This is a genomic window from Paraburkholderia sp. BR14312 (assembly GCF_040948675.1).
In the GTDB taxonomy this organism is placed as follows: domain Bacteria; phylum Pseudomonadota; class Gammaproteobacteria; order Burkholderiales; family Burkholderiaceae; genus Paraburkholderia; species Paraburkholderia nodosa_A.
Genome location: NZ_JBFPKI010000004.1, coordinates 491,159 through 515,674, shown reverse-complemented (window position 1 = coordinate 515,674; position 24,516 = coordinate 491,159). Strand labels below are relative to the sequence as shown.

The 24,516-nt window shown below is 63.2% G+C and carries 19 protein-coding genes and 1 pseudogene; 9 read left to right on the top strand and 11 right to left on the bottom strand.

Features of this window, described 5'->3' with window-relative positions; translation table 11 throughout:
• Positions 1-14: 14 nt before the first annotated feature.
• The 6 genes and pseudogenes from AB3X98_RS14405 to AB3X98_RS14380 form a co-directional block, all read left to right on the top strand.
• A pseudogene (locus tag AB3X98_RS14405) lies at positions 15-1,035 on the top strand (Tn3 family transposase); the annotation flags it as partial.
• 198 nt (positions 1,036-1,233) lie between these two features.
• Positions 1,234-1,740 (top strand): DUF3304 domain-containing protein, encoded by a 507-nt coding sequence (locus tag AB3X98_RS14400; protein ID WP_368606769.1) that lies wholly within the window; start codon positions 1,234-1,236, stop codon positions 1,738-1,740.
• 2 nt (positions 1,741-1,742) lie between these two features.
• The gene (locus AB3X98_RS14395; RefSeq protein ID WP_368606770.1) at positions 1,743-3,245 is read left to right on the top strand and encodes a DUF2235 domain-containing protein; all 1,503 of its coding nucleotides are present in this window, start codon (positions 1,743-1,745) and stop codon (positions 3,243-3,245) included.
• 476 nt (positions 3,246-3,721) lie between these two features.
• Complete coding sequence (locus AB3X98_RS14390) at positions 3,722-4,258, top strand: hypothetical protein (RefSeq protein ID WP_368606771.1); 537 nt, start codon at positions 3,722-3,724, stop codon at positions 4,256-4,258.
• Positions 4,259-4,319: 61 nt separating this feature from the next.
• Positions 4,320-5,444, top strand: a complete 1,125-nt coding sequence (locus AB3X98_RS14385; protein ID WP_368606772.1) for a porin — start codon at positions 4,320-4,322, stop codon at positions 5,442-5,444.
• 251 nt (positions 5,445-5,695) lie between these two features.
• Positions 5,696-6,733, top strand: coding sequence for a zinc-dependent alcohol dehydrogenase family protein (locus tag AB3X98_RS14380; protein WP_069265716.1), 1,038 nt, complete (start codon positions 5,696-5,698; stop codon positions 6,731-6,733).
• Between the two features lie 106 nt (positions 6,734-6,839).
• On the opposite strand, the gene AB3X98_RS14375 is transcribed toward AB3X98_RS14380, so the two are convergent.
• A complete protein-coding gene (locus AB3X98_RS14375) occupies positions 6,840-7,712 on the bottom strand; it encodes a DUF2092 domain-containing protein (RefSeq protein ID WP_368606773.1) in 873 nt (290 codons plus the stop codon).
• Positions 7,713-7,936: 224 nt separating this feature from the next.
• On the opposite strand from AB3X98_RS14375, the gene AB3X98_RS14370 reads away from it, so the two are divergent.
• Genes AB3X98_RS14370 through AB3X98_RS14360 form a run of 3 tightly spaced genes read left to right on the top strand, consistent with a single transcriptional unit; the run spans position 7,937 to position 11,442 of the window.
• Entirely contained in the window at positions 7,937-9,376 is a 1,440-nt protein-coding gene (locus AB3X98_RS14370) for an MFS transporter (protein ID WP_368606774.1), read from the top strand.
• Positions 9,377-9,400: 24 nt separating this feature from the next.
• On the top strand, positions 9,401-10,597 hold the full coding sequence (locus tag AB3X98_RS14365; RefSeq protein WP_368606775.1) for a CaiB/BaiF CoA transferase family protein: 1,197 nt from the start codon (positions 9,401-9,403) through the stop codon (positions 10,595-10,597).
• 2 nt (positions 10,598-10,599) lie between these two features.
• On the top strand, positions 10,600-11,442 hold the full coding sequence (locus AB3X98_RS14360; protein WP_368606776.1) for a citryl-CoA lyase: 843 nt from the start codon (positions 10,600-10,602) through the stop codon (positions 11,440-11,442).
• Between the two features lie 74 nt (positions 11,443-11,516).
• Here AB3X98_RS14360 and AB3X98_RS14355 read toward each other — a convergent pair whose 3' ends face one another.
• From AB3X98_RS14355 to AB3X98_RS14310, 10 genes are all read right to left on the bottom strand, one after another.
• A complete protein-coding gene (locus AB3X98_RS14355; protein ID WP_368606777.1) occupies positions 11,517-12,287 on the bottom strand; it encodes an IclR family transcriptional regulator in 771 nt (256 codons plus the stop codon).
• Between the two features lie 116 nt (positions 12,288-12,403).
• On the bottom strand, positions 12,404-13,411 hold the full coding sequence (locus AB3X98_RS14350) for a substrate-binding domain-containing protein (protein ID WP_176732901.1): 1,008 nt from the start codon (positions 13,409-13,411) through the stop codon (positions 12,404-12,406).
• A 35-nt stretch (positions 13,412-13,446) separates the two neighbouring features.
• Positions 13,447-14,544 (bottom strand): ABC transporter ATP-binding protein, encoded by a 1,098-nt coding sequence (locus AB3X98_RS14345; protein WP_342945771.1) that lies wholly within the window; start codon positions 14,542-14,544, stop codon positions 13,447-13,449.
• Between the two features lie 9 nt (positions 14,545-14,553).
• Positions 14,554-15,483: a carbohydrate ABC transporter permease gene (locus tag AB3X98_RS14340; RefSeq protein ID WP_069265708.1), complete on the bottom strand. Its 930-nt coding sequence runs from the start codon at positions 15,481-15,483 to the stop codon at positions 14,554-14,556.
• A complete protein-coding gene (locus AB3X98_RS14335; RefSeq protein WP_368606778.1) occupies positions 15,480-16,424 on the bottom strand; it encodes a carbohydrate ABC transporter permease in 945 nt (314 codons plus the stop codon). Before AB3X98_RS14335 ends, AB3X98_RS14340 begins: the two co-directional genes overlap by 4 nt.
• An 8-nt stretch (positions 16,425-16,432) precedes the next feature.
• Positions 16,433-17,671, bottom strand: coding sequence for an ABC transporter substrate-binding protein (locus AB3X98_RS14330; RefSeq protein ID WP_342945773.1), 1,239 nt, complete (start codon positions 17,669-17,671; stop codon positions 16,433-16,435).
• A 244-nt stretch (positions 17,672-17,915) separates the two neighbouring features.
• On the bottom strand, positions 17,916-19,319 hold the full coding sequence (locus tag AB3X98_RS14325; protein WP_069265705.1) for a GH1 family beta-glucosidase: 1,404 nt from the start codon (positions 19,317-19,319) through the stop codon (positions 17,916-17,918).
• 202 nt (positions 19,320-19,521) lie between these two features.
• Entirely contained in the window at positions 19,522-21,198 is a 1,677-nt protein-coding gene (locus AB3X98_RS14320; protein ID WP_368606779.1) for a SulP family inorganic anion transporter, read from the bottom strand.
• Between the two features lie 196 nt (positions 21,199-21,394).
• Positions 21,395-23,119 carry a SpoVR family protein gene (locus tag AB3X98_RS14315; protein WP_133186822.1) on the bottom strand — a complete coding sequence of 575 codons (1,725 nt, stop codon included), beginning with the start codon at positions 23,117-23,119 and terminating at the stop codon, positions 21,395-21,397.
• Positions 23,116-24,384: a YeaH/YhbH family protein gene (locus AB3X98_RS14310; protein ID WP_368606780.1), complete on the bottom strand. Its 1,269-nt coding sequence runs from the start codon at positions 24,382-24,384 to the stop codon at positions 23,116-23,118. The genes AB3X98_RS14315 and AB3X98_RS14310 overlap by 4 nt, the downstream gene beginning before the upstream one ends.
• Between the last annotated feature and the right edge of the window lie 132 nt (positions 24,385-24,516).

Genomic DNA, 24,516 nt, shown 5'->3' with positions numbered 1-24,516 from the left:
CGCGCGCGAGGGGCGAACTGCTGATGGATGTTGATGCCTGGACCGGCTTTACCAGCCATTTTCACGCACCTGAAAAGCGGTGGGTCAGCGAAAGACAAGACCTTGCTGCTCACGACGATTCTGGCCGACGCGATCAATCTCGGCTTGACAAAGATGGCGCAAGCATGTCCCGGTACCACCTATGCGAAGCTGTCGTGGCTGCAGGCGTGGCACATCCGGGACGAGACATATTCGCAGGCGCTGGCCGAGCTCGTCAACGCGCAATTCGCGCATCCCTTTGCGTCCCACTGGGGCGACGGCACGACCTCATCATCCGACGGGCAGCGCTTGCGCGCTGGCAGCAAGGCCGACCTACACGCACATCTCCGACCAGTACGCACCGTTCTATCCGAACCTCGTCAATGTCGGCGTGCGTGATTCGACCCACGTGCTCGATGGCCCAATCCAAACGATTATCCGGCGCTCGCCGCAATGATCGGAGAAACGTACAACGAGAAGCCCATCCGGCGAAACTGCGATGAGGTGCTGCGCTTGACATCGATCCGGCAGGGCACCGTCACCGCGTCGCTGATGCTGCGCAAGCTCGGCAGCTACCCGCGGCAGAACGGCGTTGCCGTCGCGTTGCGCGAGATCGGCCGCATCGAGCACACGTTGTTCACCCTCGACTGGCTGCAGAACATCGAACTGCGCCGTCGCGTTCATGCAGGTCTGAACAAGGGGGAGGCCCGTAATGCGCTCGCCTGCTCGGTGTTCTTCAACCGCCTCGGTGAAATCCGCGACCGCAGCTTTGAGGCGCAGCGTTACCGGGCCAGCGGACTGAACCTGGTCACCGCCGCCATCGTGCTGTTGAACACGGCCTGTATTGAACGGGCTCTCCAGGCATTGATCACGCGCGGTGCGCCGCCGGACCCGATGCTGCTGCCGTACCTCTCGCCGCTTGGCTGGGAGCACATCAATCTCACGGGCGACTGTGTATGGCGGCAAAATCAGAAGCTTCAGGCGGGCCGGTTCCGGGCGTTGCGCGCGCTACCGTAAACCTGACCAAAATGCCCGGGCGCGAAAACAAGTTAATTCTTGTCAAATTCAGGCGAGTCTGATGATCGTACCGCCCTCAGTCAGTTAGAGTTTCGTGGGGTATTGCGCAAACGTTTCCCGTGAAATGTCTTTGGCATAGGCCTCGACTGCACCGAGCCTGTGTCACCCGTAGCCCTCAAACACACGGAGAATCAGTCAATGAGAGCGATGGCACGCGCATTCGTCGCAATGATGCTAAGCATGCTGGCTGCCTGTTCGACAGGCCTGCGCAACGGCTATATCGATGCTTCTGCGTGGAGTGCGAACTATACAGAAGACTATATCCAGGACTTCTGGGTTCAAACGGCCGATGGCAAGGACACAGGAATGGGGGGCGTCCAGGTCGCGGAATTTTCGCGCGGAGGGAAAGGTGGACGTGAGTGTTGTTCGTTAATTCCCGGAGTGGGCCAGACGATCAGGGTGGTATGGCGCGTGGGCGGACACCAGGACGACGAGTCCCGATGGAAAACCTATAGCCGCGATGTAGTGGTGAAGGGGGGGGTATCCGCGAATCCCAATCGTCACAGTTATTTGATTGTGAGATTTTTCCCGCACGATGAAATCGAGGCAGAACTTGTTCCTGGAGACGATCCCCGTGGCGCACAGAATCCCAGAGTTGACCGACTATTTTCAGGCGAGCGCGTGATGCGCCACATGGGAGAATAACGATGCAGGACTGGCTAACCGACGATCCAATGCATTTCCTGCGGTCGATGAAGACCGCTACACAACTTCACGCGGAAGAGTTCATGACGTGCACGAGCTGCGAGCAGCAGCCGTGGTTCAGCTTCTTCTTTGACGGCACGGAAAACAATCGCACCATAGACGAACCGAAGCGGAAGCTTTCCAACATCGCCCGTCTGTATCTGGGTCATGTCGACGAAAGTCAGGCGCCGCTTATCAACCGCTTCTACTATCCCGGTGTCGGCACACCACTCGATGCGAGCAATCCGGCATGGTGGGAGAAAATTCGCGACAGCGAAATACTCGGCGGCGGTTTGGGGCTGGGAAGCGATGTGCGTCTGGTCAAGGCGGAAGAAGATTTTCGCTTTGCGTTGACCGCAAACCACAAGGTCAATCGCATCGACATTGCCGTGTTCGGCTTCTCGCGCGGCGCCACGCTGGCCCGTGCGTTCGTGAACCGTCTGCTGACGAAATGCTCAATGAAGGACGGCGTGCCGCACTGGCCCTGTCCGGCGGCAGTGGACGGGCAGTCCGCGCCGTTGCACTTCCGCTTCCTCGGTTTGTTCGATACGGTCGAGTCGGTGGGACTGCCGGCTCACGATTTTTCCGATATGCGCATGGTGGTTCCGGAGCAGGTGGCGCGCTGTGTCCACCTCGTTGCCGGTCACGAGCTGCGCGCCTGCTTTCCGGCGACGCCTGTGCGCGGCAGCGCCGCATTCTGTGAGGAGATAGTGCTACCCGGCGTGCATTCCGATGTCGGCGGCGGCTATCGACCTGACGAGCAGGGACGCTCCGACCAGCTCGCGCGCATCACGCTGAACCGGATGCGACTGGAGGCCGCAATCAGCGGTGTGCCGTTCACCGCGCCGAAGCTTGCAGACAGCAAAATCAACGATCTTTTCGAGTACGACGAAGACGTCAGGACGCTTTTCGACGAATACATGAGTGCCGTGGACACAGGCGGTACGCTGGAGCAGCAGATATTTGCGCACATGCGCCTCTACTATGGCTGGCTGAAGGTGCGTTTCACCAGTAACCCGTGCGACCTTTACCAGGGAGTGTGCTCGACAGATCCGGTCAACGCGGAACTACAAAGAATCCAGCAGTTCTACGAACGCATGGGAATAGACGCAGACACGATGAACTGGCGCGCCTGGCTGACGACGCTGTGGAAAACGGATCGCGGCGAATACGAGCGCACAGCTGGGGCCGCCGGGGGCAGCGATTGCGACATGAATAGGCCGCTCTCTGAGGAGCAACTGGCGTACTGGGAAGCCTGGCTGAATCCGCCCACGCTACCAGCCAACCTGATCCGCTTCTTTGACCAATACGTGCATGATTCGCGCGCCGGGTTTCTGCGGATAGACAGCAGCGGATATCTCAGACCTCGGCAGATCATTGATGTGGCAGGCGCTCGCATCCCGGTCTCTCAATTCTACTCGTCGCCTGCCACACGGGCATCCTCGGCGATGGCTGCATTTTCCTGATCATGACGGCTGCGAACGGCCGTGTAGCCAACACACGACCACCCCGCAACGGCTTCATCGGCGGGCGTGCGACGGCATATCAAGGCGCCCGCCCGCCTCGCTAACGTGCTTTATTTTCCGAATACTGCCTCAGTAACGCGTTACGCAGCCGATAATCGATACGCAGCGCGAGACGTCCGAATAAAGCGCGTTTGCAGACCTCGCGTTGCGAAGTCGTTTCCTCCGTATCGATTTCTCTTATCGGCGACCGGGTCTGCAAGCCGGTCTGCCGACCTCCCGCCGTGCACCGTTGAATCCTGCCAAGCCTTGTCCAGCTTGGCGCTGCGCGGCTCATCGCGAGCCACTGGCGTGCCTTGCTCGTGCTTTCTTGCCCACGGAGCGCCTCTTGCCTGCCGTTAACCCGATGTAGTTTTCCGTAAGCCCCGTTTCTATCTTGGCGAAAAACATTTCGTGCAGTACGACAGGAGGAGACGGCGATGAGCGGCAATGCAAGCGTAGGTGAGGGTGGGTATCAAGGGACGAGAACAGCAATCGACGGCAAGCCGACGCTCGGCGCAATCTTGCGCGCCGGCATAGCCGGCGGCTTGACGGGCGCGGTGATTATCTGGATCTACGAGGCGCTCATCTGGGTCGGCGCCCAGCATCTCATGCCGCTTGCGGGCATTCCCCGCAACGCGACCGGCCTCGTGTTCGGCAAGGGCGTACAGGACTCGCTCGGCATCTGGGCGTATTTCCTCGGGACTGCCATTCATTTCTTCTTCGCCATTGCGTGGGGCGTGCTGTTCGCCGCGATCTGGCCGTATTTCCGCCGCCGTGGTTACGAAGCCACGTTCGTCGCGCTCTTTTATGCGATCCTGGCCTGGATCGTCATGCATGTGGCGATTAGCATCGCCTCCGACAACCATCCCAATTACTACGACCCGGTCGTCATCATCGGCGGTTTCATGTCGCACTTTTGCTTCACTGTGCCGCTCGCCCTCGTGGTGAAGCGCATGCTCGCGACCGACCGCTGACGCTGACGCCTCCAGCGTCAGCACCGAACTATCAAGAAGTCAACAACAGGGGAAAGTGACGATGTCGTTAAATAGAGGATTCCTTAGCTTTTCGGTGATCGCGGCGGCTGTCATCGCCAGCACGCCGGCGATGGCGCAATCGTCGGTGACGCTCTACGGCGTGCTGGACGTGTTCGCCGGCTACCAGAACACGAAAGTCGGCGGCAAGACCACGTCGCTCGCCGTGCTGGGCAACAACGGCTTGATGACGAGCCGGTGGGGCTTGCGCGGCACGGAGGACATCGGCGGCGGATACCGCGTGAACTTCGCGCTGGAGAGCGGCTTCGATCCGGGTACGGGCAAGTTGCAGAACAGCTATCGGTTCTTCGATCGCCAGGCGTGGGTCGGTCTGGGCGGTGGGTTCGGCGAGGTGCGTTTCGGGCGGCAGAACACGCCGATGTTCACCTGGAGCGGCAATATGGACGCCTTCGGCGCGGCGACCTACGCCTCGGGCTACAACAACTTTGCGAACTGGCTGGCGCGTGTCGACAACGACATTGCGTGGATCTCGCCGAAGTTCGTGGGGACCCAGGTCGAACTGCATTATTCGGTGGGCGGCCAACCAGGTACGCTCGCGGGCAATGCCGTGTATCAGGCCGGCGTGCAGACCACCCAGGGCCCGGTCTATCTCGCGCTTGCCTATTTGAACGCGGCGAATGCGACAGCTTCCAACCGTGTGCAGGAATTCATGGCGGGCGGCAATCTCGACTACGGGTGGGGGCGCATCTATATCGGCTATTTCCGCGCCAATGACGTCATTTCCGCGACCACCGGCAATGCGCTGAGCAACCCGGCGGGCAAATACGACCCGACGGTCGGGCCGGTCGGCAATACGGCAGGCGACTGGCACAGCACGTATTCGCTTTCGGCCGACTACCGGTTTACGCCGTTCTTCAGCGTGGGCGCCGGCGCCGCCTACACCAAGGACAGCACGCATCTCGGCAACGACGCCCTGCAATATGGGGCGATCGTCAACTACGATCTCTCCAAGGGGACGCGGCTATACGGCACGATTTCCGAATTGAAGAACTACGGCACCGCGCAGTTCAAGATGGCAGGCGCCAGCATTACGACGGGTTCGTTCCTCACGCCGGGACCCGGTCAGAGCGAATTCGGCGTTCAGGTCGGCATCCGGCATCTGTTCTAGCATTTGAGAAAACGCAAGCAGCCGATGCTTAACGCATGAAACTCCACACCACCACTTCGTAGCCATCGGACATTGGACTACGATCAAGAATGCAAGGGCGATGTCGTCGTTATTTCGAATCCGCTCACGGTGCCTCATCGTGAATCGAAATATGCAAACCTTGCAGGGGACGACGGACTCGCCGCGCGCCTGCGGACCGAAAGGAGGGCGCCCGGCGATCCGGCGTATTTCCGGTTGTCGATGGAGGAACCATGAAAGCACTGGTCTATAACGGCCCGGGCAAGTTCGCACTCGAAACGCGGCCAATGCCCGCCTTGCAGGGACCCGGCGACGCCGTGGTCAAGATCACGAAGACGACGATCTGCGGCACCGATCTCCACATTCTCAAGGGCGACGTGCCGAGTTGCGAGCCGGGCCGCATTCTCGGCCACGAAGGTGTGGGCGTCGTGCATGAAATCGGCAGCGGCGTCTCGACGTTGAAAGTCGGCGATCACGTGCTCGTCTCGTGCATCTCGAGCTGCGGGCAGTGCGAGTACTGCCGGCGCGGCATGTATTCGCATTGCAAGACGGGCGGCTGGATACTCGGTAATCGTATCGACGGCACGCAGGCCGAATACGTGCGTACGCCGCACGCGCAAACGAGCCTGTACCGGATTCCCGACGGCCTCGACGAAGCCGCGCTCGTGATGCTCTCCGATATCTTGCCGACGGGCTTCGAATGCGGCGTGCTCAACGGCAAGGTCGAACCCGGCAGCACAGTGGCCATTGTCGGCTCCGGGCCGATCGGGCTGGCCGCGCTCCTGACCGCGCAGTTTTATTCGCCCGCGCAGGTGATCATGATCGATATGGACCCCAACCGCCTGGAATGCGCGAAGAAGTTCGGGGCAACGGCGTGCATCGATCCGCGCGCAGGCGACGCCGTGGATGCGGTGATGAAGCTCACGGATGGCGTAGGCGTGGATTGCGCCATGGAGGCCGTTGGCGTGCCTGCAACGTTCGAACTGTGCCAGCAGATCGTGGCGCCGGGTGGCGTGATTGCGAACATCGGCGTGCATGGTGTGCCGGCGTCGCTTTTCCTCGACAAGCTCTGGGACCGCAACGTAGCGATCACGACTCGTCTCGTCGACACAGTGAGCACGCCCATGCTGCTCAAGACCGTGCGTGCCGGACGGATCGATCCGAACCGGCTGATCACACACCGGTTTTCGTTCGAAGACATGCCCAAGGCGTATGAGACGTTTTCGCAGGCGGCCAGCACGCAGGCGTTGAAGGTGATTGTCGAGATGTGATGCGGTGTTTGATGTTTGCGAACATCTATAAAACTGCGATAATTTATCTTATGTTAAATAAGAAAAATCCACGGGCGGCGCCACCTGCCAAGCTTGCGCCGCTCTGTCATTGAGCTTCCTCGAACGAAGGCCGCACGGCAGCCGGCTCCAGTTCGATTCGCTTCGCACCGGGTTTCACATGCAACGCGAATGTCGATGCGACGAACGACGGCGCCAGATTCCAGTGGTACTTCACTTCATGACGCGGCCTCGAAGGCTGGGTCGTGTCGGTCACGACCAGATGGCACGGCAGCGGTCGCCGTCCCTGCTCGATCCACATTTCCCAGTCGGCGCCACGCTGCTGAAACGCGTAATGCGTGCACCGGCGCGCATCGACCATTTCGACGCCGAGCACCTGCGCCGCCGTGATCGCCGCGTTGTCGTCCTTGCCGTTGCCCCAATAGAAAAGCTCCGCGAGAGGCGCCTCGATACGCCAGGTGTTCGCGAGTTCACGTACGAGGCCATCGAGCGTCGGTGGCGCGTCATTGCGCGTGTAAAAGCCCTTCTTTTCGTTGAAGGTCATGAACTCGCGTCCGTCATAGACCAGCCCGCGCAAGTTGCCGTTGCCCGTGATTTCGGCGCGCAGCCGGTCGGGCCGCTTGACCTCGAGCACCGTATGGCGCAGCAACGCGGCGTTCTGGCCGTTGTCGAGCACGACGTCGGTCGACGTGTCCGCGTTGACCTCGAACTTGCGCAACGTGCGCAGATAAGCGCCCATGGCATTGAGCGCGTCGAGCGCCTGCGCATCGACGGCTGCCTGCGGCGTGGTCGCGGCGGCGGTTCCCTCGCCGTTATCGAGATCGGTGAGCGGCGATGGAACATTCGATTGCGCCTGCGTGTAGCCCCCGCTCTCCGGATGCGCACAGCCGGAGAGCGCAATAGCGGCGCAGAGCGACAAGGCGAACTCGGCAGGAACCCCGGAAAAGACTTTCTTCTTCAAGACGTCTCCTGACTGAGCATCCGCATAAAACGACGGGCTTGGAGCACACGGCATGCCCAGTGGACCGCTGTGAGGCACACGTCGCCTCTCCCTGCATGCACGACTCAGTAAAAGCCCTGGTCGGTTGGCCCACCGCCTCGCAGTATCATCGACCCATATTTTTAGAACGACGTTCTGTCAAACAGAACGGACAGACACGCAAACGAAGCGTTCAGGAGATTCCGATGTCCAGCTTGCCAATCGGAGCGACACGCGCGTCGCTCCGGGACCATGCCGCCGCGCCCGTCAGTGCCGCCGAGATCAACGCGCGCATTGACCGCCTGCCGGCCACCCGCGCCATCTGGACGCTCGTGCTCCTGCTTTCGCTGGGCGGCTGGTTCGAGTTCTACGATCTGTTCTTCACGGCCTATGTCGGGCCGGGCCTCGTGAAAAGCGGTCTCTACTCGACCACCACGGCTTCGTTCTTCGGCTTCTCGGGTCTCGGCGCCTTCGTCGCGGCGTCGTTCGCGGGGCTCTTCATCGGCACGTTCTGCTTGACAGGTCTCGCCGACCGCTATGGCCGCCGCACGCTGTTCACCGCATCGTTGCTCTGGTATTCGGTGGCGACATGCATCATGGCGCTGCAGACGGGCGCGCCCGGCATCAACCTGTGGCGCCTCATCGCGGGCATTGGCGTGGGCGTCGAACTCGTCACCATCGACACCTACGTGAGCGAACTCGTGCCCAAGCACATGCGCGGCCGCGCGTTCGCGTTCGTGCATCTGGTGCAGTACACGGCAGTGCCGGCCGTTGCGTTGCTTGCGTGGTGGTTCGTGCCGCGCGCGCCGCTCGGCTTCGACGGCTGGCGCTGGGTCGTGATGTTCGGCGCGTTCGGCGCGCTCATCGCCTGGGCGATCCGCCGTCGCGTGCCCGAGAGCGCGCGCTGGCTCGCGCAGCGCGGCCGCACCGAGGAAGCTGCACGCATTCTCGCGAGGCTCGAAGCGAAGATCGAGGCGCAGCACGGTCGCTCGCTGCCTGCGCCTGTCGTGGAACCTGCCAGCGCGCAAACACTTGCCAAGGCGCGTTTCGCCGAGATCTGGCAGCCGCCTTACCGCCGCCGCACGATCACGCTGCTCGTCTTCAATCTGTTTCAGGCCATCGGCTTCTACGGCTTCGCCTCGTGGGTGCCGACGCTGCTCGTTTCCAAGGGCGTCACGGTCACGCACAGCCTGCTCTACTCGTTCGTGATCGCGGCGTCGAATCCGTTCGGGCCGCTGCTCGGCATGGCGATTGCCGACCGCATCGAGCGCAAGACGCTCGTCGTACTCTCCGCGCTCGCCATCGCCGTCTGCGGCACGCTGTTCGCCATGCAAACCTCGGCCGGCATGCTCATGTTCCTCGGTGTGCTCATTACGCTGGGCGGTACCCTCCTCTCGGTCGGCTACCACGCGTACCAGGTCGAGCTCTTCCCCACGCGCATGCGCGCCACCGCTGTTGGCTTTGTCTATTCGATGTCGCGTCTTTCCGCGATGTTCTCGGGCTTCATGATCGCGTTCGCGTTGCGCCACTTCGGGGTGCCAGGCGTTTTCGCGCTGATTACCGGCGCGATGATCGTGGTGATGGCGGCCATTGGCATCTTCGGGCCGCGCACGAAGAATCGCGCGCTCGACGACATCTCCCACTAATTTTTCCAATACGAGGCGGTAACCATGCTCCCGTTAGCCGGCGTGCGCGTCCTGGATCTGTCGAATGTGCTCGCGGGTCCCTTCTGCGCCTATCAACTCGCGCTCTTCGGCGCCGAAGTCACCAAGGTCGAGCATCCTGAAGGCGGCGACCTGGCGCGCCGCCTCGGGGCCGACAAGGACGCCGCGGCGCGCAATATGGGCGCGTCGTTCGTGGCCGTGAATGCGGGCAAGCGCTCGATCACGCTGAACCTGAAAGACCCGCGCGGCAAGGCCATTTTGCTCGATCTGGTACGCCACGCCGACGTGCTCGTCGAAAACTTCCGGCCCGGCGTGATGGACCGCCTCGAACTCGGCTACGATCAGTTATCCAAAGTGAATCCGGCGCTGGTCTACTGTGCGATTTCCGGTTTCGGCGATGAAGGCGAGCTGTCGCGCCGCCCGGCCTACGACCAGATCATTCAGGGCATGTCCGGCGTGATGAGCGTGACGGGCGACGCGCACAGCGCGCCGCTGCGCGTAGGCTATCCCGTCTCCGATACCGTGGGCGGCCTCACCGCCGCATTCGGCATTTGCGCGGCGCTCGTCGACGCGCGAACGAGCGGCCGCGGGCGGCGCCTCGACGTTTCGATGCTCGAAGCCACGCTCGCGAGCATGGGCTGGGTCGTGTCGAACTACCTGAACGCCGGCGTCGAGCCCGCGCCGATGGGCAACGAGAATTTCACGGCCGCGCCGTCGGGCACCTTCCGCACGGGCGCGGGGCTGCTCAATATTGCGGCAAACGAAACGCGCCAGTTCGAAAGCCTGTGCGAGGTGATCGGCCGCCCGGACCTGCCGCGCGACGCGCGCTTCTCCGCGCGCCATTCGCGCAAGCAGCATCGCGAAGCGCTCAAGGCCGAGATCGAAACCGCGCTCGCCCCAGACAGCGCGGCCAACTGGGAAACGCGCCTGCTCGAGCGCGGCGTGCCCGTGGGCCGCGTGCTCTCGGTGCCCGAAATCCTCGCGCATCCGCATCTGGCCGAACGGCGCTTCATACGCGAGTTCGAACCGGCACAAGGCGAAGCCGCGCAACGCGTGACGCGCGCGGGCCTGCGGCTCGCCGATGCCGACGCCGCGCCCGCCACGCCCGCGCCGGTTCTTGGCGCCCACACGCGCGAAACGCTCGCACAACTCGGTTACGAAGCCGCCCAAATCGAAGCTCTCCACGATGACGGAGTGATCTGACCATGCCGACGACGAATACAGCCACGCCCGATCTCGCCGCCCTATGCGCCGACTACTGGAGCACCTCGATCATCGACATCCATCCGGGCTCCATCAAGGTGCGCGGCTATCCGATCCAGGAGCTGATCGGCAGCGTGAGTTTCCCGCAGATGATCTGGCTGATGCTGCGCGGCGAACTGCCCGGCGACGAAGAGGCCACGCTGCTCGAAGCAGCGCTCGTAGCCTCGGTCGATCACGGACCACACGCGCCTTCGATCGCGATCTCGCGCATGGCCACGAGCTGCGGCTTGCCGATCAACGGCGCAATGGCCTCGGCGCTCAACGCACTCGACGACGTGCACGGCGGCGCCGGCCAGCAGGCGGTCGAACTCTATGCCGACATCGCCGCGCGCATCGTGGCAGGCGCCCCATTCGACGCGGCGGTCGAAGCCGGCGTCGACGAGTTCATTGCCAGTCACGGCAAGTATCTCCCGGGCTTCGGCCATCGCTTCCATCCGGTCGATCCGCGCGCCGGACGGCTGCTCGCGCTCGTCGACGCACGTGTGGCGTCGGGCACCATCAAGGGCCGCTACGCCGCGATTGCGCGCGGCATCGAAGCACTGCTGAAAAAGCGCAAGGACCGCCCCGTGCCGATGAACATCGACGGCGTAACGGCCGTTATCTACGCCGAACTGGGCTTTGCGCCCGAACTGGCGCGCGGCGTGTTTTGCCTCTCGCGCGCGGTGGGCATCCTCGCGCATGCGTGGGAGCAGCGCGGGCGCGGCGAGCGTAACAAGGGGCCCATGCCGCGTCAGATTCCGTATGCCTATACTGGTGCGCCGGAGCGGCATCTGGAGCAGTCCTGATCAACGCCCCGTGAAAGCGACCGTGTGCAAACGGTGCTTTGCGCCTGCAATGTATGCGCTAGCTGCGCGTGGCTTCAGGCGTCCTGACGTGCGTGCGCGGCGTGCGCACGTTGGGCGGCGCGCAGCGCGCGCGAGTCGCCGCCGAGCGCGTCGGTAGCGCGTATCGCGCACTCGAACAGCGCGTCGAGATGGCGCTCGACGAACGCCGCGTCGATACGCGAACTCGGCCCGGCGAGCGTGAGCACGCCACGCAAGGTGTCGTGAACGCCGAACACGGGCATGGACACGCCGGCGGTTTCGCGGTCGCGCTCACCGATCGAGATGCAGTAGAAGTCGTGGCGAATGGTCTCGAACGGCTCGCCCGGTTCGCCGCCGAATGCCAGCAGCGCGCGGCCGCCAGATCCGCTTTCGAGCGGCAGCACGTCGCCCTCGCGCACATGGTGACGCACCACATGATGCGAATCGACGCGATGCAGGCACACGCGCACCGCGTTGTCACGCACGTAGAACGAAACGCTCTCGCCGCTCGCCGCGGCCAGTTCGCGCATGAGCGGCAGCAGAATGTCGCCCATGTTGAGACCGCGCTGATAGAGCGCGCCCAGCGCGAACGTGGCGGGGCCGAGCTGGTAGCGGCCGTCGTCGAGGCGCAGCAGCAGGCGATGCTGAATCAGCGCACCGGCCAGCCGCAGCAACGTGCTTTTATAGAGGCCCGTGCGCGCTGCGAGTTCGGCGAGCGTGAGCGCGCCGTCTCCGGGGCGAAACGCAAACAGGATGGCACACGCGCGGTCGATGACAGCGACGCCTTCTTCTTTCTTGACCGTACCAGCCGGGTCTTGCGCGGGCATGAATGGAAAACGTGGGGATTGGGAATGCGTCCGATTTTACGCGACTTGCCGTCTCCCGGGTGCGCCCCCCTCACCTTCGACTCCAGCGCTGCTGCTCGTTGCACGGGACGCGCGCGTTACTTCGCCCGCGCCACCGAATCGCGCAGCGTCACGCTTACGGGAAACGTGCGCTCGATCGGCCACTGCGTGCCGTAGCACTGGTTGATGAGCCAGCGCACCGCATTGCGCGTGAGCTCCGCGGTGGGAATGTGCACCGAGGTCAGCGCAGGCGCCATGTAGGCCGCCGAATAATCGTCGTCGTAGCCGATCACCGAAACGTCGTGGGGCACGCGCAACCCTGCCTGCTGCAAGCGCGCGAGCGCACTCATGGCCATCGTGTCGTTCGCGCAGAAAAGCCCGGTGAAGCGATGTTTGCGTTCGAGGAGCGTCCCGGCCGCCACATAGCCGCCCTCGGGCGAGAAGTCCGAGACGATATGCGGCACGGTTCTGCGCTCGATGCCGTGACGCGCCAGCTCGGCGAAAAAACCATGCAGACGCGCCGCATTGTCCGAGGACGTTGACGGGCCGCCGATCACCGCAAGCTCGCGATGGCCGTGCTCGATGAGCGTGCGGGCTGCCATCTCGCCGCCGTGAAAGTGATCGGCGCAAAACGATGCTTCGGGTAACTGATCGAATGAGCGGTTCAGGAAGGCCATGCGCGGGTGCATGGCGTGCAGCATCTGCAGGTCGTCGTCGTACAGATCGTGGCTGATGACCACGACGCCGTCGCAATCGCGGCCGATGAGGAAGCGCACGGCCTCGATGGCTTGCTCGCGCGGCGAGGCTTCACCGCAACCGGTGGCCACCACCACATGACGCCGCACGGCGCGCAGCTGCGTGTCGGTTTCCTTCAGGATAGTGCCGTAGTACGAGCCGAAAAACGTCGGTACGAAGATACCGATGATGCCGAGCGACTTCGTGGCCATCGCCCGCCCGATGGACGAAGGCCGGAAATTGAGCTGTTCGATCGCAGCCTGCACGCGCGCGGCTGCTTCTGCCGATACCGGGCCGTTGCCCGATATCGCCCGCGAAGCTGTCGAAAGGCCCACGCCGGCCAACGCCGCCACGTCTTTCAGGGTCGCCACGTTCCTGGCCTCTCTGTCTTTATCGGTTGTGTGCATCAAATGCGTGCGCCGGTTTCTTCGTCGAATAGCGAAACATGCGCACCGTCGATGGAGAACGGCACCGCCGCCCCACTCGCCAGCGGCGTCTTGTCCTGATCGATCGACGCGATCTGCCCGCCCTGATGCTCGATCCACAGGACACGATGATTGCCCATGGGCTCCACGAGCGTCAAGTGGCCTTCCCACGACGCCTCGTGCGGGCGCACTGCACCGCCTGCACGCACGTCTTCCGGGCGCACGCCGAGCACGCAGGGGCGTGTCGGATCCGGCGTGCCCTTGAACGCGTAAGCCGACACATCCACGTCGAGGCCTGACCCGCGAAAGCGCAGCCGGCCTTCGTCGGCTTCGAGCCTGCCACGCAGCAGGTTCATCGGCGGCGCGCCGAGGAAGGTCGCGACGAACAGGTTCTCTGGGCGCGCGTAGACTTCGGCCGGTGTGCCGAACTGCTGGATCGCCCCGCCCTTCATCACCGCCATGCGCGTGGCGAGCGTCATCGCCTCGACCTGGTCGTGCGTCACGTAGATCATCGTCGCGCCGAGTTGCTGATGCAACTGCTTGAGTTCGCGGCGCAATTCGGTGCGCAGCTTGGCGTCGAGATTCGAGAGCGGCTCGTCGAACAGGAACACGTCCGCCTCGCGTACGAGTGCGCGCCCGATCGCCACACGCTGGCGCTGGCCGCCCGAGAGCTGCGCGGGTTTGCGCGAAAGCAGTGGCCCGAGCTGCAGCATGTCGGCGGCGCGCTTCACGCGGCGGTCGATCTCCGCCTTCGGCGTGCCATTGATACGCAGTGCGAACGAGAGATTGCGCTCCACGTTCATGGTCGGATAGAGCGCGTACGACTGGAACACGAGCGCCACGCCCCGATCCTTCGGGTCGGCCCACGTCATGTCCTCGCCGCCGATCTCGATGCTGCCGTCGGTCACGTCGACGAGGCCCGCGATGCTGTGCAGCAAGGTGGATTTGCCACAGCCCGAAGGCCCGAGCAACACGACGAACTCGCCTGCGCGCACATCGAGATCGAGTTCGTCGATCACCGTGTTCGCGCCGAGGTCGATGCGCAGGTTGCGTACGGAAACGTTCGTGAGATTGCCCATGCCCTGCTCCTAGCCTTTCACCGCGCCCGAGGCGATGCCGCGCACGAACCAGCGCCCCGAAATGAAGTAGATCGCGAGCGGCACGGCCGACGTGAGGATCGTCGCGGCCATGTTGACGTTATAGATACGCTCGCCGGTCGTCGTGTTGATGATGTTGTTCAGCTGCACCGTCATCGGCAGGTTTCTCGTGCCCGCGAACACGAGGCCGAGAATGTAGTCGTTCCAGATGCCGGTGACCTGCATGATGATCGCCACGACAATGATCGGCACCGACATCGGCAGCATGAGCTGCATGAAGATGCGCCAGAACCCGCCGCCGTCGATGCGCGCGGCCTTGAACAGCTCCTGTGGCAACGACGCATAGTAGTTGCGGAACAGGAGCGTCATGACCGGCATGCCGAAGATCGTGTGTATCAGGACGATGCCCGGCAGCGAGCTGAACAGATGCACGAAGGCCAGCACGCGCACGAGCGGGTACACCATCACCTGCACGGGAATGAACGCGCCCGCGAGCAGAATGCCGAACAGCACGCCCGCGCCGCGCGGCCGCCAGAACGACAGCGCGTAACCGTTCACGGCGCCCACGGCAATGGAGATGACCGTGCTCGGCACGACGATGCGCACCGAATTCCAGAAGCCCACGCGAATGCCGCTGCAGTCGAGCCCCGTGCACGCGGAGGACCACGCGTCGCGCCACGGCGCGAGCGTCCACTGCACCGGCAGTGCGAGCAGATGACCGAGGCGGATCTCGGTCATCGGCTTGACCGAAGTCACCAGCATCACATAGAGCGGCAGCAGGAAGAACAGCGCCGCCGTGAACAGAAACGCATAGACGCCGAGCCGCGCGGGCGTGAAGCGGCTGCGCGGCTTGCGCCGCTTTTGCGCCGCACGCGCGGAAGCGGGCGCGGGACGCAGCGAATCGGCCAAAGGCGTGCTCATGCCCGGTCTCCTCTGAGCGCCGCGCGGCTGCGCGCGTAGAAGAATGGCGCAAGAATCGCGAGGACCGTAGCGAGCAGCACGATCGACGCTGCCGAGGCGAGCCCGATGTTCGCGCGATTGAACAGGTAATCCATGATGAATTTCGCCGGCACCTCGCTCGCGGTGCCGGGGCCGCCCTGGGTCATCGCGACCACGGCGTCGTAAAGTTTCACGACCATCACGAAGAGCAGCACGAATGCCGTGGAAAGCGAGGTCTTGAGCATCGGCACGACGATGCTCGCGTACACGCGCCAGCGCGGAATGCCGTCGAGGCGCGCGGCCTTCCATATTTCGTCGTCGATGCCGCGCAGGCCCGCGAGCATCAGCGCCATCACGAGACCCGAGGCCTGCCACACGGTGGCGATCACGAGCGTGTAGATCGCGAAGCGCTGCGTGACGATCCAGTCGAAGCGCGCGTGCTCGAATCCCATGTGCCGCAGCACGGCCTGCACGCCGAGTTCGGGGTTGAGGATCCACTGCCAGACGAGGCCCGTTGCGACGAACGACATCGCATAGGGATAGAGAAACACCGTGCGCAGCGCGCCTTCCGCCACGACGCGCTGGTCGATGAAGATCGCGAGCAGTAGCCCGATCACGAGGCACGCCGCGATGAAGCACAGGCCGTAGATCACGAGATTTTGCAGCGACAGGATCCAGCGGTCGTTCTGGAAGAGCCGCACGTACTGCGTCACGCCCGCGAAGGTGTTGGTGGGTAGCGAGCGCGAGAGGCTGAGCGAGACGCGCGCCGTCCACAGCATGGTGCCGAGATACGCGAACAGGACCGTCGCCGCCATCGGCGCGAGCGCGATCCAGGCGGCGAGCGAGAGCCGCCGCCGCGCGGGGCGCGCGCTGCGCACTTGCCCCGCTTGGCGTTTGGCCGGGTGCAGCTTGGCGGCGTACATGGTTGCGCTCAGCTCTGGATTGCCGTGGCAAAGGCTTTCTGCGCGTCTTCGGCCGACTGGTTCTTGTTCCAGAAGTTCGTGATGACGTCCTGCAGCGCGCCCTGGACATCAGGCGGAATCAACATTTCCGGATTCGGCAGTTGCCGCGACTTGTCCTTCATGATCGTCATGCCCTCCTTCGCGCAGATGTCGAAGCCCGAGGTGTCCACGTCGGGGCGAATCGGAATCGAGCCCTTCTTCTGGTTGAACGCGACCTGTGCGGCAGGCGAGGTCATCACCGTGGCGAGCAGTTGCTGCGCCTTGACCTGCTCGGGATTGTCGGTCTTCGGGAACACGAACACGTCGCCGGCGATCATGTACGGCGACTTCGGAAAACCGGGGAAGCATCCGAAGTCCTTGCCCGCCACCTGGTTCGCGGCAGAAAACTCGCCCTTGGCCCAGTCGCCCATGATCTGCATGCCCGCCTTGCCGGAAATCACGAGCGCCGTGGCGTCGTTCCAGTTGCGGCCAGGCGAGCCCGGATCCACGTAATTATGCAGCCGCTTGAAGGTCGTGAGCACGTTGCGGAACGCGGGCGAATTCACGGCGTTCGCGTCGCGGTCGCGGTACACCTTCATGTAGAGATCGCGGTCCATGTCGGCGAAGATGGCGTCGAAGGTGATCTTCTCCTGCCATGCCTGACCACCCAGTGCGAGCGGAATCACCCCAGCCGACTTGAGCTTGTCGAGATCGGCGAAGAGTTCGTCGAAATTCTGCGGTTCGCCCTTGATCCCGGCCTTGGCGAACGCGGGCTTGGAATAGAAGAACCAGTCCTGCATGTGGATGTTCACGGGCGCGGCATAGTAGTGCCCTTTGACCTTGATCGCCGTGAGAATCGATTCAGGGAAGCTGGCACTCCAGTTCTCCTTCGTTGCGACCGCATCGACATTGTTCAGGAGTCCCTGGTCGATGAGATCGTGAAACTGCCTGGACGTATTGAACTGCGCAGCGGTGGGCGGATCGCCGCCCACGATGCGGTTGATTGCCGTTGCGCGCGCCTGGTCCCCGCCGGCGATCGCGTTGTCCACCCACTTCCCACCCGCCTGATCGTAGGCAAGCGCGAACTGCTTGATCGCGGCCGACTCGCCGCCCGACGTCCACCAGTGAATCACGTTGGCCTTCAGCGGCTCCGCGGCGTGGGCCGCGAGCGCGCCGGCCAGCGCGAGAGCGGCGACGATGCCGCGCAGAACGGGTGCGTTGTGCTTCATTGCGTCTCCTGTCGATCCGGAGCTGGCGCTTCAGCTGTCGCCTGGCGTCAGTGCTTTCGGCACCGGCGTCGGGCCCATGCAGGGCTCCGGTTGCTCCGGGTTGGTCTGCAAAAGCTTTTGGGTTGGAAATTTCGTCGGCCACGGCGCGTCGTACGGCATGCCCGAGCGTCGCATGCCCTGCCGTGGTTGTCACGCTAGTTGTTGCCCTTGCTCGGTAACCCTGTCAAGCGCCCTTGATGTGCCATCAAGCGCCGTCGAGCGCGCGCCGCTGCGCGATGAAATGCGCAATGAGTTGCGCACTGCGCTTGGGCGTGCGAACCTGAGTGTCGTAATCGACATGCACGACGCCAAAGCGCCGCTCATAGCCAAACGCCCATTCGAAGTTGTCGAGCAGCGACCAGACGAAATAGCCGCGCACGTCCACGCCCGCCTTGATCGCGGCGTCCACCGCGGCGAGATGGCGCTTGAGGAACGAGATGCGTTGCGTATCGTTGACCTCGCCTTCGCTCACGCGGTCGTCCGAAGCCATGCCGTTCTCGGTGATATAGATCGGCGGCAGGTTCTCGTAGGTGCGACCGAAACCGATCAGCAGGTCGCGCAGACCGTCGGGGTGAACCTCCCACCCCATCTGCGTACGCTCGACGTCCTTCAGCGGCACTTCGACGAAGCCGTGCGCGCCGTCGCTCTTCACGTTGGTGCGGAAATAGTAGTTGATGCCGAGGAAATCGAGCGGCGCCGAGATCGTCTTCATGTCGCCTTCGAGCACGAGCGGCTCGGTGCCCGGCCACAGCTCGAAGAGTTCTTCGGGATACGCGCCCTTGAGCAGCGGATCGAGAATCCACGCGTTGTGCTGCACTTCGAAGCGGCGCGCGGCGCGCACATCTTCCGGCGACGAGGAATCGGGCGTGCCGCGTCCCACGTTCGCCACGATGCCCTTGGTCGAGCCCGGATCGTTCGCGCGCAGCACGCCGGTAGCGAGGCCGTGGCCGAGCAGCAGATGATGCATCGCCTGGGTGGCATAGCGGCCGTTCGCGAGGCCCGGCGCGTGATGGCCGTTGCCGTAGCCGAGGTACGCCGAGCACCACGGCTCGTTGAGCGTCATCCATGCGTCGACGAGGCCGGACAGTTCGCGGCTCATGAGGTCGGCGTAGTCGGCGAAGCGGTATGCTGTGTCGCGATTGAGCCAGCCGCCGCGATCTTCCAGATGCTGCGGCAGGTCCCAGTGGTAGAGCGTGGCGAAGGTGCGCACGCCCTTCTCCCTCAGGCGCTCCAGCAAGCGCTTGTAGAAGGCGATGCCTTTGGCATTGGGCCGGCCCGCCTCGTCCATGACGCGCGGCCACGCGATCGAAAAGCGATAGGCCTCGAAGTTAAGGCTCTCGAGCAAATCGAGATCGGACTCCCAACGGTGATAGTGGTCGCAGGCCACGGCGCCCGTGTCGCCCGCGAGCACCTTGCCCGGCGTGGCGCTGAACGTGTCCCAGATCGAGGGGATGCGCCCGTCCTCGTGAATGGCGCCTTCGATCTGATACGAAGCCGTGGCCGCGCCCAGGAGGAAGTCGCTGCGCCACAGTGCAGAGCTGGCGGGCGGAGTGAAAGGATCGTCGGCAACTGCGGCGGCGGAATGCGGCAATGCGGTGTCCTGAGTCACGAAGCCTCCTGCGCGGAAGTCACCGGCGTTCTGGGTAGCCGGATCAGGTTGGAGTGGAAGCGCTTCCACAGCGCTTGAGGCGCACAATAGCAGCGGCGAATTCCGGCGGGCAATCGGGGTTTTTATGGACGTTATTATGTAGCTGCTTCACACGTTTTCCGCACTACACGCTCGTCTGGCTTGTAGCATGGCTACACGGGCGTCATGCGTCCGCGCGCGACTCCAGATCGGGACGCACCGCCGCGAGTGCTTCGTGCAGGGTCGGGAAGATGTTCGCATGGCCCACCACGGGCGTGATGCCATGCCGGTCCATGTCCGAAAGCAGATAGCGGTTCACGCGACCGAAAATCACCTTCACGCCGCGCTCCGCGAGCTCCGAGCAAAGGTCGATCACGGCGCGCCCCGCGGAATAGTCGAGGTCGGTAATCGCCCCCGCATCCACGACCAGGCAGTGCACGGGCGATGGCGCCCGATTGACGAGCTCGCGCAGCTCATCGACGAACAAATGGTCGTTCGCATAGAACAGGTCCGCACCGAAGCGATAGACGATCAACCCCGGCGCCGTGAGCTGGCCCGCCTCCGCGGGTTCGGGCAGCCAGTGCCCCTCCGCGTTCGGCACGAGCACCATGGTGTGCGGCCGGTAGCTATGCCGCACGTGGCGCAGCAATGACAGGCCGATCGCGATGAGGATACCGTTCTCGACGCCGACCACGACGACAGCGATCGCCGTCGTTATCGCAAGCCAGAATTCGCCGGGGCTTTCGCGACGAATGTCGACCAGCTGGCGAATATTCACGAGTCCCACTGCAATCGTGAAGACGATTGCGGCGAGCACGCAATGCGGCAGGTATTGCAGCAGACGGCTGAAGAACAACAGCACCACGAGCACGACCCCTGCAAACACGAGCTGCGCGAACTGGCTGCGCGCGCCGGCCTGATCGGCCATGGCGGTCTGCGTGAGGCTGCCGTTCACGACGAACGCGCCGCTCATCGAAGCCGCCGCGTTGGCCGCCGCGAGGCCGAGGAGATTGGTGTCCTCGTCGGTGCGCTCGCCATAGCGCTCGGCAAACGCGCGGCTCGTTGCAGCACTCTGCGCGACGATGATGACGAAGCACGACGCCGCCACCTGCAGCAGATCGATCATCTGGAACCAGCCCACTGCGGGAAAACTCAAGCGCGGCAAGCCGCCCTGCACCGGGCCGATTACCGAAATGCCATGGCCCGCGAAGTTCAGCATGGCGCTCGCCGCGATGCTCCCCACCACGGCGACGAGCGGCACCGGCCAGCGCGGCCGCAAGGCCTTGAAGACCAGGATCGCGGCCACGACGGCCACGGCGATGCCAAGCGTCGGCCAGTGTATCGCGCCCAGTTGCGTGACGATCTGCTTGATTTGAAGGACTGTGCGGCGGGAATTGACAGTAATGCCAAGCATGTCGCCGAGCATCGCCACGCCCACCTGCACGCCCACGCCCGTGAGAAAACCTGCGAGAACGGTGCGCGAGAGAAAGTCCGCGAGAAAGCCGAGACGAAACAGGCGTGCGATCAACAACATCACGGCCGTGAGCAAAGCGGTCATGCCCGCGAGCGCGACGTACTCGGCGCTCGAAGGCGCCGCCATGGTCGTGAGACGGCTCGCGAAAATGGTGGCCGTGGCGGAGTCGGCAGCGACCACGAGATGACGCGACGCGCCAAAGAGCGCGAACGCAACGAGCGGCAGAAAGCCCGTGTACAGACCGGTTACGGCAGGCATGCCCGCGATGCGCGCATAGCCAAGCAGTTGCGGCACGTTCATCGACGCAAGCTGCACGCCGGCGAGCGCATCGCGCAAAGCAGACGTGCGAGAAAGCGGCCGCACGCCGCGAAACAGTTCAAACGCCATTACGCCATCCTTTCGAAATCCGCCTCTACGTGCGGTGTCTTTTAGCTTGTTAGTTCACTGGCGCAGTATGTTAGCGCGCGTGGGCGTTGCGGTACGTGTTCGATTGCAACGTCGTTGCACGCGCATCAATGAAAGAGGCCAGCCCGCAGGCTGGCCTCATGACTTGTACGCTCAATCGCGTCACGCAATGAGATGGCTATACCCGAATCGGCGGCGGCATATAACGGCATTCGTAGCGTTTTCGGACCGTGCCGTTCTCGTCCACGCTTTCGAGGAACACGTCGAACTGCCAGAGGCGCGCCATATGGCGCAGCACTTCGTCTGTGTCGCCCGAGAGGTGACGATTGTCGCTCATGAAGTGACGCAGCGTGAGGCTGCGATCGCCGCGCGTGTTCACCGACCACACCTGGATATTCGGCTCGCGGTGATGCATGTCGTACTGACGCGAGAGCGCCTGGCGTACGTACTGGTAGCCGCTTTCGTCATGGATGGCCGAGACTTCGAGCGCGTCGCGCATGTCGTCGTCGAGCACCGAGAAGAGCCGCATTTCGCGGATCAGATGCGGCGACAAGTATTGCGCCACGAAGCTCTCATCCTTGAAATTGCGCATGGCATAGTGCAGCGACTTGAGCCATGGACTGCCGGCCAGCTCGGGGAACCACTTGCGGTCCTCCTCCGTGGGGTTCTCGCAGATGCGGCGAATGTCGCTCATCATCGAAAACCCGAGCGCATACGGATTGATGCCGCTGTAATACGGCTTCGTCACCGGCGGCTGATAGATCACGTTGCTGTGCGAATGCAGGAACTCCATCATGAAGCCGTCTTCCAGCTTGCCCTGCGTATAAAGCGTGTTGAGCAACGTGTAATGCCAGAACGTGGCCCAGCCTTCGTTCATGACCTGGGTTTGCCGCTGCGGGTAGAAGTATTGGCCGATCTTCCGCACGATGCGTATGACTTCACGCTCCCACGGCTCGAGCAGCGGCGAGTTCTTTTCGGCGAAATACAGCAGGTTTTCCTGTGGCTCCGGCGGAAAGCGCTCGTCGATCTCCTCGGCAACGGGCATTTGCTGCTTCGGCAGCGTGCGCCACAGTTCATTGACCTGGGACTGCAGATAAGCCTCGCGTTCCCGGCGCAATGCGGCCTCGCGTTCGAGCGACAGCTTTTGCGGACGTTTGTAGCGGTCCACGCCGTAATTCATGAGCGCATGGCACGAGTCGAGCAACTCTTCCACGCGGTCGAGACCATAACGCTCCTCGCATTCGGCGATGTAATTCTTCGCATACACGAGGTAGTCGATGATGGCGTGCGCGTCCGTCCAGAGACGGAACAGATAGTTGCCCTTGAAGAACGAGTTGTGCCCGTACGCGGCATGCGCGATCACGAGCGCCTGCATCGTCATGGTGTTCTCTTCCATGAGATACGCAATGCAGGGATTGGAGTTGATGACGATCTCGTAGGCGAGACCCATCTGACCGCGGCGATAGCTCTTTTCGGTGGAGAGAAAGTGCTTGCCGAACGACCAGTGGCGATAGTTCACCGGCATGCCAACGGACGCGTAGGCGTCCATCATCTGCTCGGCGCTGATCAGTTCGAGCTGGATCGGATAAACATCCAGTTCGTATTGCTCTGCAACATGCGAGATATGTGTGTCGTACTCCTCGATGAGTTCGAAGGTCCAGTCGGAGGGGCACGGCAACGGCCGTTTGTCGGCTACGTTCATTTGCACTTCCCTTTGCTGGGCGAGCCCATGCTCCTTGTGGCGAGCAGCCCCGGCGGCATGTCCGGGCGCTTCGGCGTCTTCGCGGTGGCCGGGCTTGCGCTCGTCACCGTGTTCGCCATGATGCCCTTTTTCGTGGCCGCTCGTCTTCCGACGCTCCGGCTGATAGCCGCGCGCCTCATTGTGCAGGTGGCGTGTCGTCATGAGTGCTCCACCTGCTTTTCGAAAAGCTCCCGGAACACCGGGTAGATGTCCGCCGCGGTGTCGACTTTCTTCATCGCCAGATGCGGTTCGGTGAGTGCGAGCTGCGCGTATTCAAGCCAGAGGTTCTGCTCCTCCGGCGTCACCTGAATATACGCAAAATAGCGCACCTGCGGCAGTATGTCATCCGCGAGAATCTTGCGGCATTTGGGCGAATCGTCAGTCCAATTGTCGCCGTCCGAAGCCTGTGCGCCGTAAATGTTCCAGTCGCTTGGCGAATAACGGTCCTCGATCACTTTTTTCATCAGCTCCAGCGCACTCGACACGACCGTGCCGCCGCTTTCGGTGGAATGAAAGAAGGTGTCCTCGTCCACTTCCTCGGCGCGCGTGTGGTGGCGAATGAAGACCACCTCGATCTTTTCGTAATTGCGCTTGAGGAACAGGTACAGGAGGATGAAGAAGCGCTTGGACAAGTCCTTGCGTTGATCGTCCATCGAGCCCGACACGTCCATGAGGCAGAACATCACGGCCTGGCTCGACGGTTGCGGCTGCTTCACGCGATTCACGTAACGCAGATCGAACGGGTCGATGAACGGAATGCGCCAGATGCGCCCACGCAGGTGATGGATCTGCTCCTCGAGCACCGCGATCTCTTCGCGCCGGTCGGCCGGGTCGGCCTTGAGCGCTTCGAGTTGCTCTTCGAGTTCGTGCAGTTCGTTGACGAGCGGCGCACCGAGCGCGATACGGCGGCCGAGCGCGCTGCGCAGCGATCTCACGACGTCGATGTTGTTCGGCGTGCCCTCGGCAGCCCAGCCCGCGCGGATGCTCTTCCACGTCGGCACGGCCATGAGATGGGTTTTGACGAGGCGCGGCAGTTCGAGGTCGTCGAAGAAGTACTGCATGAACTCTTCGCGCGAGAGTTCGAACACGAAGTCGTCCTGACCTTCGCCCTCGTTGCTCGCCTGGCTGCCGCCACCGCCCCCGCCGCCCTGCGGGCGCGGAATGCGGTCGCCGCGAATGTAGTCCTCGTTGCCCGGGTGAACCATTTCGCGCTTGCCGCCGGGGCCGTGCCGGAACGACGGCTCCGCGATGTCCTTGCGCGGAATGGTGATGCTCTGGTTACTCTGTATGTCCTTGATGCTTCGGTCACGCACCGCTTCCGAAACGGCGTGACGAATATAGTTCTTCACGCGGCGCAAAAAGCGCTCGCGGTTAGCAATGCTCTTGTTCTTTCCGGCTAGCCTGCGGTCGATGATTTGATGAAGCACATCCAGTCTCCCGCTCCAGTTGCGAATGGGCGAGGTGCGCAGTGTTCATTGCCGCGTCTGCCATCGTGCGTGCCGCGTTCACCCGCTCATGGCCACGCCGCCTGCGCCCCGCCGGGGGTCCTTTTGCGCCGC